We start from the raw sequence: 17017 nt of genomic DNA on the forward strand, positions 1-17017 counted from the left end.
CACCTGAGTCACTTCAGTACCCAGACCGTTCATGATCGAGGCAAATTCACAGCCGATGTAGCCACCGCCCAGAATCACAATCCGCTTGGGTTGCTTTTTGAGGTGGAAGATATCGTCGGAGGTCATGGCATGTTCAATGCCTTTGATATGCGGCTTCACCGGATAGCCCACCGACGGCGATTGACCTTGTCGGCAGTGACCTTTTCATCGCCCACTTCTAGGGTGTGTTCGTCGATAAATTTCGCCCGTGCCGGAAAGAGCTTCACATTGGATTTATCCAACATACTCTGATAGATGCCGTTGAGCCGAATCACTTCGTTGTTGACGGCGGTAATCATTTTGTGCCAATCAAGCTGGCTCTTCACTTCTGCTCCAGCCGTAGCCCTGAGCATCTTCAAATAAGCTAAGGGAAATGGGAGGCATAGACCATCAGTTTTTTGGGAACACAACCGCGATTAACGCAGGTGCCACCCAGGCGATTGTATTCGGCGACGCCCACTTTGGCTCCGTATTCGGCAGCGCGTCGGGCTGTTGCAATTCCGCCAGAACCACCACCAATTACAAATAAATCAAAGTCGTAACTCACAAATGCCTCCTTTTGCATTAACCATTGCGTTGATCAACACGGCGGCCTTGCCAATTCGGGGCTGAATTGCGAGATAGGAGCAGTGCCTCACCTCGCAATTTAGACTTAAAATCAGCAATCCCACACGGCTGTTTTGATCACGCTATCGCTATCATCAGCCTAACGTTTTCCTGATTATTTCGCGTCCCGAGTTTGGTGACATGGACGTGATGTTGTGCTAACTCGCTTTCTCGGCGGCGTTTACCCAAACGGTCATGTTTTTCAGCGTTAATGGCCCAAACTGGGTCGCAAGCGCAACATCAGCGGCGTCACGACCATATGCGATTGCAATTCGATTTCCCTTTGGATCTTTCTGGGTCGCATCAAAGGTGTACCAGCGGTGGCCGACATAGGCTTCAAACCAGGCGTGCAGATCCATCGGCTCTAGTTCATGCAGATAGCCCACCACCATGCGAGCCGGAATGCTGAGGTTACGACAGAGCGAGATGCCCAGATGTGTAAAGTCGCGACACACTCCCACTCGCTGTTCAACCGTATCTAAGACGGTTGTGGATGTATCACTCGTGCCGTACTGATATTCAATATTGGTCTGAATCCATTGACGAATCGCTTCCACCTGCGCGTAACCGGGCTGAGCCTCGGCGGTGATTTCAAGCGCCAAATCGCCGACCTGCTCGGGCAAACAGTAGCGGCTGGGCAGCAGATATTGCAGCAAACCTGTCGGTAAATCTTGCACTTCGATGAAGGGTGCGGTGGGGTCTACGTCGATGCGATCGTCTGGTTTCCACATAGGCTTCGGTATGAATTCGAAACTCGCCTTCTGGAACGACCAAACGCTGACATAGGTTGCCGTAGCTATCGGTGTATTCTTCCACAAACACCATCGGCTGCAAGTCATATTCTTCGCGCACCACCCACTGACCCTGACCACTACGAGGACGCAGCATGAGGATGACTGGCGTAGGAGCATCGGCTTCATAAATTAGTTCACAGCCTGCGTTGAGTCTCATGTTTTTCCTTCATTCACTGGGACGATACGCTACAGCGGCGGCACTAGAAAGTCTGTAAACAACCTTACATTGAAACTATTAGTGGCGATCATCGCGAATTAGGGTTGTACTGTCGGGTAGTCCAAAATGAGTTGGGTCAACTCTAGAACGGCTACGCATTCTGTTCAGAATATCGGACATTGTACTAAGCTGGTTGGCCTGCAATGTTTGAGGTGGATTAGGCTGAGTTGCTTGCTGCAACAGATCAATTACTGCCTCATTCACAGTCAGTCGTCGATCAGCAGCGAAACTTTGAAGTCGTTCGTAAAGCTCATCAGGCAAGTTTTCAATCTGAAGAATAGCCATTGCGATCGCAGAACTGCTAGAAGGTTATATTCCAAGTCTAATGGAATCGATTAAGGTGGGCGATGCCCACCCTACAGGATAGATATCTATTGAATTTTGCCGATTTCGCGACCGACGGCTTCAATTTTGTCGTAGTTGGCGTTTTCGGTTTCGATGAATTGCTCTGCGCCGAAGAGTTCTAAGATTTCCTGATGCTCTGGATTGCTGGGATCAAGATTGAGTAGCGCCTGCTGTACTTTTTCCGTAAAGCCTTCACCGTAGCGCTCTTCGACTTCTGGGCTGATCACCCAGTGATAGTCGTAATAAGTGGGCGTGCGCCACAGCACCTCTACGCGATTGCGGTTGACGGCACCTTCTGCTAAGCGGGATTCCCAGACCTGCTCATTCAGGAAGCCTGTCTCGTAGCTGCCTGCTTCCACTAGCTTAATCGTCGTGTCGTGATTACCGGAAAAGCCAACTTCACCGTTCAAATCCGACAGTTCAACACCCGCTTCTTTCATAAAATACTGCGGCATCAGGCGACCAGAGGTAGACGATTCGCTGCCAAAGGTGAGGCTGCGCCCTTTGAGCTGTTCTAGACCGCTGGCATCTTCAAACGGTGCTAAATTAGCGCTGGTGTTGGCAATCAAAACGCTGCGGAAATTCTCGTCGATGTCCCGCTGTGCGATCGCAGTTGCTCCATCCACCTGTAACCGCGCCTGCACCCCGGTTAGACCGCCGAACCACACCATGTCGAGGTCGCCCACTTTAAACGCAGTCACGGCAGCAGCATAGTCAGTGACAGGCTGATACTCAACCGGAACGCCTAACTCTTGCTCTAGATAGTCGGTCAGCGCCCCATAAAGCCGCTGGAGTTCTTCGGGATCTTGGTCAGGAATAGCCCCTGTTACGAACGGTTCCACATTCTCGGTATTTTCAGAAGCCGAATCACTTGCCGTACTGTCGCCTGGGGTGGCGGAATTTTGGGTATCTGGTGAACAGGCGGCCAGAGGCAACATGAGAGCAGCCAAACCTGTAACCAGCGAACGTTTAAGTCGAAGCACCATTGAATTTTACCTGGGAAACAACTAATAGAAATCCTCTCATTCTGCACCCAAACAACCGCTTCGGGTTCTCAAAGTGCAAGGTGCAAGACGTGAGAATCTACACTATAAGAATAGAGCCATTGCTAGCACCTCAAGCTATGACGACTGTTCTGAACTTAGAACCGCTTACTCGCAGCCTGTCACGGGAACAGTTTGTGCAACTTTGCCACAGTAATCCTGACCTACAGCTTGAGCGTTCAGCCCAAGGAGAATTAGTGATTGTGAGCCCAGTCGGCGGCATCAGCGGTAATCAAGAAGCGGATTTGATTACGAAGGTTGGTATTTGGAATGTCGAAACTCAGTTGGGCTATGTGTTTAGCTCATCAACGATCTTTAGTTTGCCGAATGGGGGGGATCGCTCTCCAGATGTAGCGTGGGTTGCCAAGCTGCGCTGGGAAGCGCTGACACCAGAAGCACAAAGCGCTTTTCCGCCGATTTGTCCAGACTTTGTGATTGAACTGCGATCGCGCAGTGATCGATTGCTGCCGCTGCAAGCCAAAATTCAGGAGTATCTCGCTAGCGGATTGCGATTGGGATGGCTGATCAATCCACAAGATCGGCAAGTGGAAATCTATCGTCCTGAGCAAGAGGTTGAGGTGATTCAGTTACCTGCAAAGCTATCGGGTGAAACGGTGCTGCCAGGTTTTGAGTTGAGTCTTTGAACAGGGGGGTAATGCGATCGCACGTCTCAGATTTCGTAGATCGCTGGCTGATTTAATCATTTCTGCAACAATTCTAGCGTTGCCAGAGACCCGGCTTTTCTAAGAAGCCGAATCTTCTGGCACCCGTGGTTCAGCCAAATGGGAGCCGAGTGCAGCATTATTCTGGCTGATGAATCTTGATTAAACCGATGCCCGTTGGCGGCGGGTGACTTGGTGCGGCTCAATTTGGGTGACAGCTTCTTCAAAGGGACGTACCCGCAGCCGCTGCTGATGGACATTGAACTGATAGACCTGATTTTGGTCGAGATCTAGAGCTGTGAGCCAACCGCTCTTGGGATGATAGGCTCCGGTATCAATATCGAGCCAGCCAATGCCTTGGACAATCTGCCCTGGCTTAACTTGGGGCAGCGTGAACGTAATCGTATGTCCCGTAATAATCAGCTTATCGGTGAAGTAGGGACGGGGACTGCTGTGAAAGCGATCGCGGATCCAGCAGAGTTCTTGGCTGGTTTGTTTTTCAATCGGCAAATCGGGATGTAGCCCAGCATGAACTAACCATACATCCCCCAAATCGATGAATAGGGGCAGTTGGCGAATCCAAGCTAAGTGGTCAAACAGCCGCTCAATGTCGCCATAGCTCGTCAGGGTTGACTGACCACCGCTAAACAACCAGCCCTGTAAGGCGGGCATATGTACCTGGCCATTCGGAAACGCATCTAGTAAAAGCTGCTCGTGATTGCCCAATACGCACTGGTGAGGACTTTGGCGAACAAAATCAACGACCTGGGCACTCTGAGGGCCGCGATCGATCAGGTCGCCAACAAAAAATATTTCATGGTCAGAGTCCGGTGAAACTGCCTCCAGCAGTCGCATAAGACCGTCGTAGTGACCATGTACATCACCTATAAAAATGCGTCGGCGCGTCTCAGTCATCCAAAATTTCCTGCTATGTGAAGCTGCTTTAGGGGATGAAACGTTAGTGCTGCAAGGGTAAATACATCACTATGAATTCGAACGTTTTGATGGACAAACCACCACTATCTCCATATTGCCCATCAAGCTGACAAATGCACCTTTTTCAGGTGCGCCTTTTATGAAAGGACACATTTTACTTCTTTAAAAAGAAGTTTACGTTAGTACTGTCTTGATTATGCCCTGCTATCGGCATATCATTGGGCCAGCTGAACTCAAATGTATTAAATATTACATAAGTTTTCTGAAATATAAAAAACTTATTAAGATGAATCTGCTTGCATGAAAAGATGTTGAACTTGCGTTTATCGAGTCCACGATCGGCGAAAGCTAAACCAGGTTTCTCGTAGCTCTCGTCGCCAGTTGGCGTGGTCACGTCGCGCTTGCCACTGCTGTGCCAATTGCGACAAAAGCGAACCCCAGGTAAAGGGCAAGTCGGGGATCTGTGCCATCTGAGCAACCGTTATTCCCTGCCGCATAGCCAGCGCGATCGCAGTTACAGCCTCCTGTGCGTCAATGCCAATCACATGCAGTCCCAACACGAATCCGCGCCGATGGGTAATGAGCTTCACCATGCCGATCGAGGGCTGCGATCGCACCTGTTCCCGCTCCGCTAAAGATTGGCAAAAGACCCAAACGTCTTCTCCGTAGCGCTGGCGGGCCTGCTGTTCTGTTAAGCCAACGCGCACCAAGGCTGGACGAGTTGCGATCGCATAGGGAATACCCCAGTAGTTTACGGAATGGTTGGAGAAGAACAGCGCATTCCGCACCGCCAGTTCCGCTTCATACTGAGCGACATGGGGTAGCATATAGCCTCCCAACGCTGCCCCACAGGCATAAATACGGCGATGGGTTGTGCGTAGCTGCGGACTCACCACCAGGCGATGATGGCGGCGTCGCAGCTTCATAATCGGCGCAATGCCACTAAAGTCCGGCCTTTGCCCTGCTGCCACGATTAGGATATCGGCTTGAAGAGTGGTGGCCGTGTCTAAGTTGGGCACTGTCTGAACCGCTTGAGTAGCCAAGAGATGGGTGGATTCTGGCCTGCCATGAGCTGATTTGTCAGCAGCCAATCCGCCAGTTGTCATTTGAGCTAGCCAATCGGGATGTAAGTTGACCTGCACCTGTGGCTGCTCTGTTTGAATAGGCTGGGCCGGGTGAATAGACTGAACAGCTGTCATTGGCATTATCTGAATGCCATCTGCTTCCAGCCACGCCTGATAAGCTTGGGCAATTTCCCGATCTTCCCGATGCAGGATGGGCAACTGTGAGGTCAATAGTGTGACTTGACTGCCTAAATTCACGAAAGCCTGTGCTAGTTCTAATCCGCTCGGATCATCGCCCAGGATAATCACGGATTGGGGATGAGACTGCTGCATCAACTGAGGCAGCGTATCCAGCGTCAGATGGGGCACCGTGGCTAAACCGGGCACATCTGGAATGAATGCCTGTCCACCATCCGCAATTAAGTATGCCCGCGATCGCAAGACACGCCCCTGATCGGGTGAACGGAGAAGAGGAACGGGATCGTCACTTTGACTAGCCTGAATGGCGGCAGGACTGTGGTTGACCAGCACCGAAAGGCGGGGCGATGGCACAAACTCCGGTACACCCGTGATGATGTCTACTCCGGTGGCGATAAGGGAAGCGTGCGATCGCAACTCCATCAGCGAGTCAACGGTCGTGCGTAACTGCTGCTGCATCCAGTTATACTCTGGCGCTTGATGAAACCGCTGACTGGCTGAGACGAACGCTGGTCGATACAGTTCTGCCTCAATCATTTGAACATGCGGCTCAATCAGTGCCACGCGTGCGTCTAGTGCAGCTGCCACCTGCGCGGCATGGCGTTCCGGCCAAGGTGCCCCCTAAAATCACCAAGTCGTAGTCCACCATGCTGGTTGCTTATGACTCCCCTGAATGATTGTTATCTTGGTTCGACAGATTGGCTTGACTATTATGCAGCGTTTCATTGAGTCCTGGCGGTGCATTGCGGAAAAGCAGCGTATAAATTTCGGTTGGCATATCTACCTCTGCTCGCTGCAACGCTTCTTTTACGGCTTGGGCAACTGCCGATGTTGTTCCTAAAAATTCACCCCGACGCGAATCAACCCAGAAGCGAATCTCTAAATTGACGGTGCTAGCCGCTAGTTCTTGCACCAGCACTTCAATTGGGCTGTTGGGCGTGCGACCACTAACGCTCCGTACCGCCTGCTCAATGACGCGCTTCGCAGTTGAAATATCAGCATCGTAATCAATACCAACCGTGATGGCACTGCGGCGCTGGGTTGAAGCCGTGTTGTTAATGATGCTAGCCTGAAACACTTCCTGATTTGGGATATAAACCAAGCGGCCATCGTAGGTTTGCATGGTGGTGGCCCGCAGTTGAATCTGAGTAATCGTGCCTTCATAATCTTTAATCACCACCTGATCCCCTAATCGAAATGGCCGCGCTGCTAGCAAAATGACGCCCGAGATATAGTTACTCAATACATCTTTGAGACTAAAACCAATGGCAACGCTGGTCAGTCCCAATGCTCCCAGGAGTGCTCCAAGATTCAATCCGAGTAAACCGAGGGCAATGACGGAACCAACGACCCAAACCGCACCATACCCCAGTCGGCCAATCAATACCTCGGTACTGTGATCCCCCTCTGTCTTTTGCGCCCAAGTGAAAGCACCATAGCGAACAATACTGGCGATGATCCAAGTCAAGAGCACAACAATCAGTGCTCCAATTAAGGCGGGCAAGCGGTCAATTGTATCTTGTAAGAGCGATCGCAATGTTGTCTGCAGCCGTTGAGCCACGTCAATTGCTAAGGGTGGCCGATCAAAGGCTTCGGTTAGCTGTTCGGCCCATCGCTGCGCCAGTTCCTCAACCGAAACGCCAAAATCCTCTGCATCCTGCTGCGTTACCGTCATAATCACTCGATTACGAAGCCGCAGGGTGGCCGTCTGCCCATTTGCCTGCAACTGCACCTCTACAGCCCCTGGATTCTCAGATTGCGCCAGAATGCTGGCGATTCGTCGGTTAATAATTGCCGTGCGAGCTTGAGCGTCAATCGTCGCTAATCCACCCACTTGGAATAGGGGGCGTCCTCGTACCTCCACATCGGCAAAGTATACCCCCTCTCTGGATTCACCCTCTGCTGGGGCTGATCCCGCTGGAGCCGTTAAGGCAGGCGCTAATGCATCACCACCTGTGGCTGGGGCAGCATCTTGAGCGATGACGTTTGGGGATATAACGCAGAGTAGGGCTGATAAAACTGCGATCGCACAATAGAATTTCAGCGAAGCAAAATGGGAAACGAAATGTCGGTGAGCCAGAAACACCTTTTAGGACTTGAGTGACAACAAAATCGGTTCTTAAATTTAATCAGATTATTGGAAAGATAAACAACTAAAATAAGCGACTAAAATCAAATTCTAGCGCAGAAAAAACCAGCTCAACTGCAAATTTGAGCACTAACTACAACAGCATTTTGTCTCAAAAGTGCGATTAGCTTAAGCTAAAGTCAGAAAATAAAAATAGAAATTCATGCACCTACTCAGTGCATGATTAAAAAAAGCTAATTTGTTGATGGCTTGGATGATAGAGTGCCTTGATGATTAAAAAATGATGAATCTCAGAACTATTCTTAAGCTGCAATTTCTAAGTTGCAATCAAAATAGTATTCGAAATTAACTTATCTTCTTGATCTTGGTTTTCAAAAACATCCAGTGCCCAAGAGAAGATCTCTCAGGCACTGGACTGAAGATTGAAAGAAAAAGTCAATCAAGCGTAGCTAAATTAGCTTTTACTTATTTTTCATGTTTTCTTTTACGTCTTCTTTAGCGTGTCGTGCAGAGGCTTCAGTCTGCTTGGCTTTACCTGCTGCTTTATCTTCTGGGTCGCCAGTTACTTTACCGACAGCCTCTTGTGCTTTACCTTCAACGTTTTTAGCGGTAGCTTTCATTCTTTCTTCATTAGACATAATAAATTGCCTCTTTGATTTCTCTACTTCCTAGATTAGTCGTTACGTGTTGAGTGCAACATCCACCATCTGATGGATCAGGTTGGATACATAGTTAGAAACTCTGTTGATGGATGAAGGATTTGATTTCCAGTGAAAAGCTAAATTAGTATCGACTGGACTAATTGCCCAGTCTGCTCTTATAAAGGTCAAGTAAGTACAATATTTTATTTGTTTTGGAAAGTTAAATTCGCAATAACAGCAGTAATACAATTCTGTTAAGCAGATCATTGAATCAGCTAGCTCCCTTTGCCCCTGCATCAGCTCTAGATAATTCGAGATTAATTCGAGATGCTAGTTTTCTGCGTTAGTGGAGCGACTAGTTTATTGACTTAATTTAATTAAGTGAGGCATTAAATTTATGCTTTGGCATGAGGTACAAGTTATTTTTGGGAAGCCGCACGGAGCGCGGCTTCCCAAAAATAACTCCCCCTTGATTAGCGCAAGAAGCGCTATAAGCAGATTTCGGATATTCTACAGGCAGAGGCTGGCGACGTAATGATGGTGACGCTAATGATTTAGCGTAAATGTGGGAATGAGCAAATCAAAAGAATTGAGATCGCAGTATTATCCACGAAGTGCCAAAATTAGATTGCGTATGCGACACTGCTGTCATGCTGTATGACGTTTCCACCATAGTGCAAGGATATGCTCAGGGCTACTTCCTAATGGCGGATGAGCAGGGCAAAAATCTCAGTTGGTACTCCAGCCGTCAGCGCACGCTCATTCCACTGGATCATCGTTTCCGCTATCCCAAGTCCCTGCGCCGAGTTCTAAACCAAGATCGATTCAGTGTCGCCGTTAATCGGGACTACGAAGGGGTACTGGCTGGCTGTGCCAATCGTGATACGACCTGGATCTCAGATGAACTTAAAGAAATTTATCGTGAGCTGTACCGCACGGGGTGGAGCTGCAGCTTTGAAACCTGGCAAGGAGATCACCTGGCAGGTGGCATTTTGGGAATTGTGATCGGGGGAGCCTTCGTCGGTGAATCAATGTTTTACAACATTCCCGAAGGTTCTAAGGTGGCAATGGTTAAGTTGGTCGAACGATTGCGCGATCGCAACTTTCTCCTATTCGATGCTCAAATGATGAATCCTCATCTAGCGCGATTCGGAGCCTATGTTGTAGATGATAATGACTACCAAGCACTGCTCAGCCGCGCCATTCGCCGCACCTGTCACTTAGATTAGACTTTATTGGAAATAAAGTTTTTGGGGTTGGAAATTGTTTTGTAGCGCGGCGAAGCCGCGCTACAAAACAATTTCCGATAAAGTCTATTGAAAACCAGATTAAAACAAAAATAAAAACTGAATGTGCGGCAGGCTCACGCCGTGAGCCTGCCGCACATTCAGTTTTTGTAAAGATTTAGCGGAGTGAAAATCGGCGAACGGCAAACAGGCTGCCGATCAAGCCGACGAAGCTGCCCAAGCCCAAAAGCGAAATTGGTAAGAGAATCATATGCTCCGGCTGTGTTTGTAGACCGTTTGCTAAAAATCTGACGAAATCGGGCTGATCCGTCAAAATTTGATTGATGATTCGCTGTATACCCAAGATCAAGCCCCAGGAAAGGGCTGCACCCACGATACCAAACGTAATCCCTTGCAGGATAAACGGTAAATAAATCCAGCTATTGGTTGCTCCAACCAGCTGCATCACCTCAATTTCGCGCCGCCGCGCCATCACGATCAGACGAATCGTGGTGGTAATAACTGCGATCGCAGTACAGCTCAGCACCGTCGTCACGAGTAAGCTAACCAAACTTAGTCCTTCATTCAACTGACTAATCCGCTCAACGGCTTCTGAGACGTAGAGAACTTCATCCACCCCTTGAATCTGGCGCAGTTTATCGGCCAGGGAAGGAACTTCTTCGGAGGAACGGGCTTTCACCTTCAGCTCATCCACCAGCGGATTACCGTTTAGGTGTTCCGTCACCCCTTCAATATCAGAGATGCCCATCTCGGCAACAAGCTGGTTCCAGGCCAGTTCTTTGGAAACTGGCTCAATCACAGTGGCTTCTGGAAACGTATCAATCATAGGCACAAGCGTATCGGCCTGCACACCGGATTCCAGATAAACCGAAACCTCTAACTGGCTACCAAATTGGTTTAGCAAGCCTTCCAGTTGCCAGGAGGTCTGTAAACTGGTGCCAAACAGAAACAGCAGTACTGTTGTGGTACTGATTGCTGCCCAGTTCATCCAGCCGCCACGCTGTAGTCCTAAAAACGTTTCGCGCAGCAGGTAATCAAATTTGGTCAGCCACTTGAACATACTTCAATCCTTCGTGAACCTGACATATGGTTATAGCGCTCTTTGAGGGGTCTGATACGTTCTGATTCGTAATTTTTCAGGTGTAGCTTACCGATCATGAAACCGAAAGCCAACTGAATCCAAGGATTGTTAACATAAGAATGAAGTCTGTCATTTGCCGTCATACCCGCTATATCTATGACATCTGTAGTCCAAGTCGAAAAAAAGAAGCTCAAGCAACCGCCATTAGAAATTCATCATTTAGGTGATCGCGTGCTGCGGCAGCCTGCTAAGCGCGTTTCAAAAATTGATGATGAACTGCGCACCCTGGTTCGGGACATGCTCCAAACCATGTACAGTGCCGATGGCATCGGTTTAGCTGCTCCCCAAGTTGGTGTGCAGAAGCAGCTTATTGTCATCGATTGCGAGCCTGATGATCCGCTCAATCCGCCCCTAGTTCTCATCAATCCCAGCATCAAGAAATCTAGCCAAGAGCTTTGTACGGGCCAAGAAGGCTGCCTCAGCATTCCGGGTGTCTATCTTGACGTTGTTCGGCCTGAGACCATTGTTGTGTCTTACAAAGACGAAAACGGTCGTCCCCAGAAAATTAAGGCCTCCGGTTTACTGGCTCGCGTGATTCAGCATGAAATGGATCACCTAACTGGCGTCATGTTCGTTGATCGGGTAGATAATGAACTCGCTCTCACTCAAGAGCTAGACAAGTACGGCTTTTCTAAGAGCGACGTACAAAAGGTTCAGTAGGTGTTCAGCGGGTTGCGACACTCTGGCATGTACGAACAAGATGTATGACTAATCTCAAGTCTGGTTGAAAACCCATCATTTATTTTTTGCGAAACGTTTGCTCCGCGAACGTTTCACAAAAAATAAGATCGGCTTCTTATACGCAGACTTGATACGCATTATGTGAGGTCTAAATAGGTTGAGTAGCAGACTGTTCAAAAGTCAGCACATCAATTCCAAAACGCTGACGCAACAGAATCCACAAGGTATGGCTTGCCATTTTAGCGGCAACATGGACACATAGCCCCGCAACCTTCTTCCTGAGCAAGCGTTCCAGGTTGCGTCCGGTATTTTGGACTTCATTGAACACGCCTTCGATGCGTTCGCGAAACTGCCCTAAGAGCCGACTGAAGGCAGGTGGAAGCTGCTGGTGTTGATTGGTTCGCAGGGGGGTAAAGACCCGATTGCCCGTGGTTGTGTACAGCTCATCTTGCCAATCTCCGCCAATAAAGCCCTTGTCGCCCAAAATGTCACATCCGTGGATAAAACACAACACGGCCTCAGCCGCCGCTCGCTCATCCGTATGGGCAGGCACTAAGGCATACACCAACGGCACTCCCGCCAAGGTACTGAGCACCACCAGTTTGTAGCCAAAGTAGTAGAGGTTGCGACTGGCACACCAGCCATAACTGGCACTCCCTGCAAAATCGCTGTGCCGCTTGCTCCGTTTGTATCCCACCACTGGCACAGGTTTAGTATCCAGGAGTAAGGTGCGTTCAAAATGCGCTCCCATCTCTTTGAGCCAAGAGCGCCGCAATTCTTCTAGCAACCCCTCCAGCCTGCGGACTCGACGGTTAAACTGGCTTTGCTTGAGCAGTTTAGGAAATAAACTCAGGTGGTTTGCCCGGATAAAGCCTAAAAACTGCTGTTCGCCAGGGTAGGGAAAATAGTCCATTGCCAGCAACAGGGTCAGTATTTCGCTATCACTGAAGCTCGGTTGCAACACAGGCACTGACGAGACGGGGGGAACCAAATGCCTGCCGTGTTGTTGATACCAATCATCCACCAGCACGTAAATGATCGTGAGTAACGTGGGAGCTTCTACCATGTTCATAGGGAGATTTCAAGAGTTGGTGTAGGTACCTCTATCTTGATATCTCCTTCTTTTTGGCGCTACCGCACCTCACATAATGCGTTTGATATAAACCTCAACAGGGTTAAGACGTGAGTTGAGTGTAGTCAAAATCTACGTCTTGATGATTAATCAAATCCTAGCCTTTCCTCAAGGTAAGGCTAGGATTTATGCTGTATTGTGTTCTGCGTTGAAATTTCGTTTAAATTTTCGTTTAGAGAGCGAGTATAAACCGTGACTCCAAAAAGTGGTGCGTTTTTAGGTCTGTCCTGCGTATCTGCGATTGCAGCTATTGGTTCCATTTTTGAACTCTTTTCTGGTATGCCAGATTTGGGCACTCCAGTCACCAGCGCCATCCTAGCGCTCAGTGTACCGTTGGCTGTCTTTGCATTTTATCTAGCAGTGAAAGACGCGAAAGCTAATCAGCAATAGTCAATCGTTCAGTTGTTGAGCCGTAAACTGTTCCAGCGCATGATTGCTGAGCCAGCCACTACCTTGACGGATTATGCGATCGGAGTTGAGAGTCTGCTGTTCGCACTGCTTTTGCTGCGCTTTGGTCGCGTTGAGGAGTTTTGGTCAGCCGCGTTTTGCAGCGTTAGTTTTGCGGCTTTCTGCGGCGGCACCTATCACGGCTTTGACAAGATGCTGCCCCAAGCCAGCTTAGACTATCTCTGGCGGGGAGTTGTGCTGGCCTTAGCGAGCGCCAGTTTTTGGACGGTTGTCGCTGCCGCTTGGAAAAGTGTCCCTACTTGGCGATGGGGACTAATGGGCTTGGCAGTGCTGAAGCTGGTGTTGGCCCTGGCGCTAAATCAAACAAAATCAGATTTTATTGTGAGTGTGATCGACTACCTCAGTGGATTAGCGATCGCACTTGCCCTGTATATTTGGCAATCTCGCAAACGCTATCTGGCCGGACTGGGTTGGATCATGTCTGGTATCACAACGTCTGGCATTGCCGGGGCTGCCCTGATCGTTCCTTGGCCGCAGTGGATTCACTTCAGTGCTGAGGCTGGATATCATCTGATTCAAATGGTGGGCCTCTATTTTCTTTATCAAGGGATTTGGCGGAACGCTCAGTATCGCTGATTGTCCAAAATATTGTCCAAAATATTGTTCAAAATTCGGATGTATCAGTTTCCGCAACGTCCTACGATTTCACCTATTTTTCAAAGAAGATACATATAGTTTCAGATAAGTAGCTGCATGTAAATAAATGCATATCTAAAAAACCGGGGGAGCGCCCCGCCGGGGCGCTCCCCCGGTTTTTTAGATGCGTTTATTTGTGCCGACCTACTTAGAACAGGTTTACGAAAAGCCTGCCTGATTCGCTGAAGTTACGCAAGCGCAGTCCAGTCCTCAATCATTTCAGACTCATCGTCTCAGGAAAGAGGTTTGGGCTTCGGACAGTTAACCCCCGCTGAGTTTTGGGCATTGTCAATCAACCTGCCATCCGATGGCTGATTTTCGGCTGGCCATAATATCAAGTCGGTGTATAAGACCCCAATTTATTTTTGCGAAACCTTTGCAGAGCAAAGGTTTCGCAAAAAATAAATTATGGGTTCTCAACCAGACTTGAATATAAACTCTACTGCCCAATCTCCGCATCTTGAATAACAGAACAGAATTGGCTATCCATGAAAATCAATGCACTGGCCCCCTCTTTAATGGCTGCGGCTCTACTGCTGACAACGCTCAGCGCCTGTGGTCAAGACTCCCAGCAGCCCCTCCCATCTGATTCCTCTGTAACGGATTCAACCAATGTCGCTACTGCTCCCGTTTTGGATTGGCAGACGATTTTAGGAGATACCTCCACTCCAGCCAACTGGCAGGTTGAACCCTGTGATGTGCCGACCCTGCTGTGCGTCAAAGCCAATGGTGAACAGGTTGGCACCGTTGAGCGGTTTATCACACCCGTGTCAGAACTAAATGTACCGCTCAATGGCTCAGCCGATGTCCTGCTGCGGAGCTGGGTAGAGAATCACTATGAAACCATTCAGCAAGACCGCGAAACGGGTGACAACACCCTGACCTTTACAACGCAACCGCCTACGGATATCTCAGTCGGGAGCCTGCCGGGATTGCGCTACGGCTTCACGACCACGCAGGCGGACGGCACACTGTTCGATCGCACGTTGGGCTATGTCGCAACCGATGGTGAGTTTTTCTATGTATTCTCGACCAGCGTGATCAATGGCGATCCGACAGGCGGATTTTCGAGCGACACTGCTCTGACCGAATTTGAACCTCACTTCGCTGCAATTGTTGAAGGTCTGAACCTATGAATCGTGCATTTTATGTGAGTCGTCCTCTCATCGGACTGATGCTGTTTGGTTCAGGACTGTTTACGCCTGTGGCGGATGCTGTGCCGTCTGTTTCTGCAAAATCGGAACAGACAGCACAGGAGCAGGTGAGATCGCAACTTTCTGCACAACTACCAGTCCTAGAAGCCCAAGCTCCCACCATTGCTCAGGCTAACACCGTTGATCTGAGCGCTTTACAAAATCATCTGGCAGTTGAAGATTGGCAAGCCGCAGATGCTGAAACGCGCCGCATTCTCAAACCCTGGGTTGATCCCAGCACCAGCTTGTCGAGTACGCCAGTGGCGAGAAACATTCCGCCGGACGTGCTGCGAGAGATTGATCAGCTCTGGTTACAAGCCAGTCGTGGACGATTTGGCTTCAGTGTTCAGCGGTCAATTTGGCAGGAGGCGAAAGCCCAACATCCTGATGATCCGAGTGCGGCTGCCGATACCTTTGGCAAATGGGTGGGCTGGCGGCGGCCTGTGCCTGATGGCAACAACTTTGTCGCACCTGACTGGTTTACTGAACCGGAACTGAATTATTCGCTCGATGCCCCAGTCGGTCATCTCCCTTGGCCAGGGCCAGAGTGGCAGTCGATTTCAAATATGCTGAATGTGCAAAGCTGCGGCAGCTGCATGATCGACGCGATGGATCTCCAGGGTGCGCTATTTAACCGCTACATTCCTGTTCTGCTTGACTATGCAACGACCGTCCTGAGCAATCCCTCCGTTACAACCGGAGGATCATGGCAACAGCCGGATCTTGCCCGCTCAATCGATCTGCGATCGCTGTATCCAGATAATTCCTGCCCCATTCGCACCCAAGCTTCTGCCATCAGTCCCGACAGCAAAATCATTGCCATCAGTAGCTACAGCTATGAGCGAGCCTGTGGTGGCGACTCCAATAACAGCACCTTGGCACTCTGGAATGCGGAACGGGGCAACCGGATTATCACCTTGGTAAGGGGACAGGCAACAGAAGCGTTTTCGGCTCCCAATCTAAATCAGGAGCCTGAAACGGAAGGAACTCGCATCGTTGGTGATGTCGTCAATGCCGTGGCCTTCACCCCTGATAGCCGTTTAGTAGTCGCCGGATTGTCGAATGGCAACATCCAGATCTGGACAACCGATAAGGGTGAAGCCGTACGTACTCTAAGTGGACATCGTTATGCCGTACGTGCGATCGCAATTAGCGCTGACGGGCGAACCTTAGCTAGCGCTAGTTCTGATCAGACGATTCGCATCTGGAATCTACAAACGGGGCAATTGTTACGCACCATTGATCAGATTCATGCGGCTGATGGCGTCGTTCATACGTTACAAATTAGTCCCAATGGACAGCGGGTTGCCGTTGCTACTGCAAACAATACCCTTCAGCTTTTGAATACTCAAAATGGCAATTGGGAGAGGACGTTTGTTATTCGGGCAACCAATCTTTACTCACCGCTGCCGATTGTCTTCAGTCCTGATGGTCGAATCGTCGCAACAGCGGATATAGACAACAGCGTCAAACTTTGGAATGCCACCACTGGCGCACGAATCATCACGCTGAGAGGTCATGCCGAAACCGTCCAGCATTTGGCATTTAGTCCCGATAGCCAACGTCTCGCCAGCAGCGACAGCAAAACGGCTCGCCTGTGGAACTTGCAAACCTATCAGCCGATCCATGCCTTGGATTTAATTCAGTCAGCAGGCCACCCGATCATGCCCGACAACCTGGGCTACGTCAGCTTTAGCCCTAATGGGCAGATCTTGGCTACAAGTTCACTGCTGCTGCTGCTGGTGCATAGCGAACCGATTCCCGGTCAAGGTTTGGCACTTTGCGGACGCCAACACCGGGCAGAAGTGATTGCCCATATCCATGACGTTGCCCAGTTTCAGTTCAGTCCCAATGGTCAATACCTGATGGCCAACGGCCAAACTAT

General features: G+C 49.6%; 20 protein-coding genes. 7 read left to right on the forward strand and 13 right to left on the reverse strand.

Translation table 11 applies throughout. The features are described from left to right. The 7 genes from AC286M_RS01025 to AC286M_RS01055 all read right to left on the reverse strand — a co-directional run. Window positions 1–126: FAD-dependent oxidoreductase (locus tag AC286M_RS01025; protein ID WP_488202630.1), on the reverse strand; the 126-nt coding region annotated here is incomplete at its 3' end. Window positions 127–155: 29 nt separating this feature from the next. Further along, complete coding sequence (locus AC286M_RS01030) at window positions 156–392, reverse strand: hypothetical protein (protein WP_488202612.1); 237 nt, start codon at window positions 390–392, stop codon at window positions 156–158. Between the two features lie 11 nt (window positions 393–403). After that, window positions 404–586 carry an FAD-dependent oxidoreductase gene (locus AC286M_RS01035; RefSeq protein WP_488202613.1) on the reverse strand — a complete coding sequence of 61 codons (183 nt, stop codon included), beginning with the start codon at window positions 584–586 and terminating at the stop codon, window positions 404–406. Window positions 587–803: 217 nt separating this feature from the next. Then, complete coding sequence (locus AC286M_RS01040; protein WP_488202631.1) at window positions 804–1322, reverse strand: transglutaminase-like domain-containing protein; 519 nt, start codon at window positions 1320–1322, stop codon at window positions 804–806. Then, window positions 1237–1596 (reverse strand): transglutaminase N-terminal domain-containing protein, encoded by a 360-nt coding sequence (locus tag AC286M_RS01045; protein WP_488202614.1) that lies wholly within the window; start codon window positions 1594–1596, stop codon window positions 1237–1239. Before AC286M_RS01045 ends, AC286M_RS01040 begins: the two co-directional genes overlap by 86 nt. A gap of 78 nt (window positions 1597–1674) precedes the next feature. Next, window positions 1675–1941, reverse strand: a complete 267-nt coding sequence (locus tag AC286M_RS01050) for a hypothetical protein (RefSeq protein ID WP_488202615.1) — start codon at window positions 1939–1941, stop codon at window positions 1675–1677. Between the two features lie 86 nt (window positions 1942–2027). Continuing rightward, window positions 2028–2987, reverse strand: a complete 960-nt coding sequence (locus tag AC286M_RS01055; protein ID WP_488202616.1) for a putative selenate ABC transporter substrate-binding protein — start codon at window positions 2985–2987, stop codon at window positions 2028–2030. 137 nt (window positions 2988–3124) lie between these two features. Between AC286M_RS01055 and AC286M_RS01060 the strand changes: the two genes are divergently transcribed. Next, window positions 3125–3688 carry a Uma2 family endonuclease gene (locus tag AC286M_RS01060; RefSeq protein ID WP_488202617.1) on the forward strand — a complete coding sequence of 188 codons (564 nt, stop codon included), beginning with the start codon at window positions 3125–3127 and terminating at the stop codon, window positions 3686–3688. A gap of 180 nt (window positions 3689–3868) precedes the next feature. Here the strand turns inward: AC286M_RS01060 and AC286M_RS01065 are convergent, their stop codons facing one another. From AC286M_RS01065 to AC286M_RS01080, 4 genes are all read right to left on the reverse strand, one after another. Next, window positions 3869–4621 carry a metallophosphoesterase family protein gene (locus AC286M_RS01065; protein ID WP_488202618.1) on the reverse strand — a complete coding sequence of 251 codons (753 nt, stop codon included), beginning with the start codon at window positions 4619–4621 and terminating at the stop codon, window positions 3869–3871. Between the two features lie 344 nt (window positions 4622–4965). Continuing rightward, a complete protein-coding gene (locus AC286M_RS01070) occupies window positions 4966–6492 on the reverse strand; it encodes an FAD-dependent oxidoreductase (RefSeq protein ID WP_488202619.1) in 1527 nt (508 codons plus the stop codon). 70 nt (window positions 6493–6562) lie between these two features. Next, complete coding sequence (locus AC286M_RS01075) at window positions 6563–7990, reverse strand: mechanosensitive ion channel family protein (protein WP_488202620.1); 1428 nt, start codon at window positions 7988–7990, stop codon at window positions 6563–6565. A 464-nt stretch (window positions 7991–8454) separates the two neighbouring features. Then, window positions 8455–8631: a CsbD family protein gene (locus AC286M_RS01080; protein WP_488202621.1), complete on the reverse strand. Its 177-nt coding sequence runs from the start codon at window positions 8629–8631 to the stop codon at window positions 8455–8457. A 653-nt stretch (window positions 8632–9284) separates the two neighbouring features. Between AC286M_RS01080 and aat the strand changes: the two genes are divergently transcribed. Next, the gene (aat, locus tag AC286M_RS01085; protein ID WP_488202622.1) at window positions 9285–9863 is read left to right on the forward strand and encodes a leucyl/phenylalanyl-tRNA--protein transferase; all 579 of its coding nucleotides are present in this window, start codon (window positions 9285–9287) and stop codon (window positions 9861–9863) included. Between the two features lie 175 nt (window positions 9864–10038). Here aat and AC286M_RS01090 read toward each other — a convergent pair whose 3' ends face one another. Further along, entirely contained in the window at window positions 10039–10941 is a 903-nt protein-coding gene (locus AC286M_RS01090; protein WP_488202623.1) for a cell division protein FtsX, read from the reverse strand. Between the two features lie 177 nt (window positions 10942–11118). Here AC286M_RS01090 and def point away from each other — a divergent pair, with 177 nt between their 5' ends. Further along, the gene (def, locus tag AC286M_RS01095) at window positions 11119–11682 is read left to right on the forward strand and encodes a peptide deformylase (protein ID WP_488202624.1); all 564 of its coding nucleotides are present in this window, start codon (window positions 11119–11121) and stop codon (window positions 11680–11682) included. Between the two features lie 169 nt (window positions 11683–11851). On the opposite strand, the gene AC286M_RS01100 is transcribed toward def, so the two are convergent. Next, window positions 11852–12775 carry an IS982 family transposase gene (locus AC286M_RS01100; protein ID WP_488202625.1) on the reverse strand — a complete coding sequence of 308 codons (924 nt, stop codon included), beginning with the start codon at window positions 12773–12775 and terminating at the stop codon, window positions 11852–11854. Between the two features lie 252 nt (window positions 12776–13027). Between AC286M_RS01100 and AC286M_RS01105 the strand changes: the two genes are divergently transcribed. The 4 genes from AC286M_RS01105 to AC286M_RS01120 all read left to right on the forward strand — a co-directional run. Further along, window positions 13028–13225, forward strand: a complete 198-nt coding sequence (locus AC286M_RS01105) for a hypothetical protein (protein WP_488202626.1) — start codon at window positions 13028–13030, stop codon at window positions 13223–13225. A gap of 39 nt (window positions 13226–13264) precedes the next feature. Beyond that, the gene (locus AC286M_RS01110) at window positions 13265–13879 is read left to right on the forward strand and encodes a DUF6962 family protein (protein WP_488202627.1); all 615 of its coding nucleotides are present in this window, start codon (window positions 13265–13267) and stop codon (window positions 13877–13879) included. Window positions 13880–14427: 548 nt separating this feature from the next. Further along, the gene (locus AC286M_RS01115) at window positions 14428–15075 is read left to right on the forward strand and encodes a hypothetical protein (RefSeq protein ID WP_488202628.1); all 648 of its coding nucleotides are present in this window, start codon (window positions 14428–14430) and stop codon (window positions 15073–15075) included. Continuing rightward, on the forward strand, window positions 15072–17017 hold a 1946-nt coding region (locus tag AC286M_RS01120; RefSeq protein ID WP_488202629.1), incomplete at its 3' end, for a GUN4 domain-containing protein. The genes AC286M_RS01115 and AC286M_RS01120, both read left to right, overlap by 4 nt.

The sequence above is a fragment of the Thainema salinarum CENA647 genome (genome assembly GCF_057732415.1).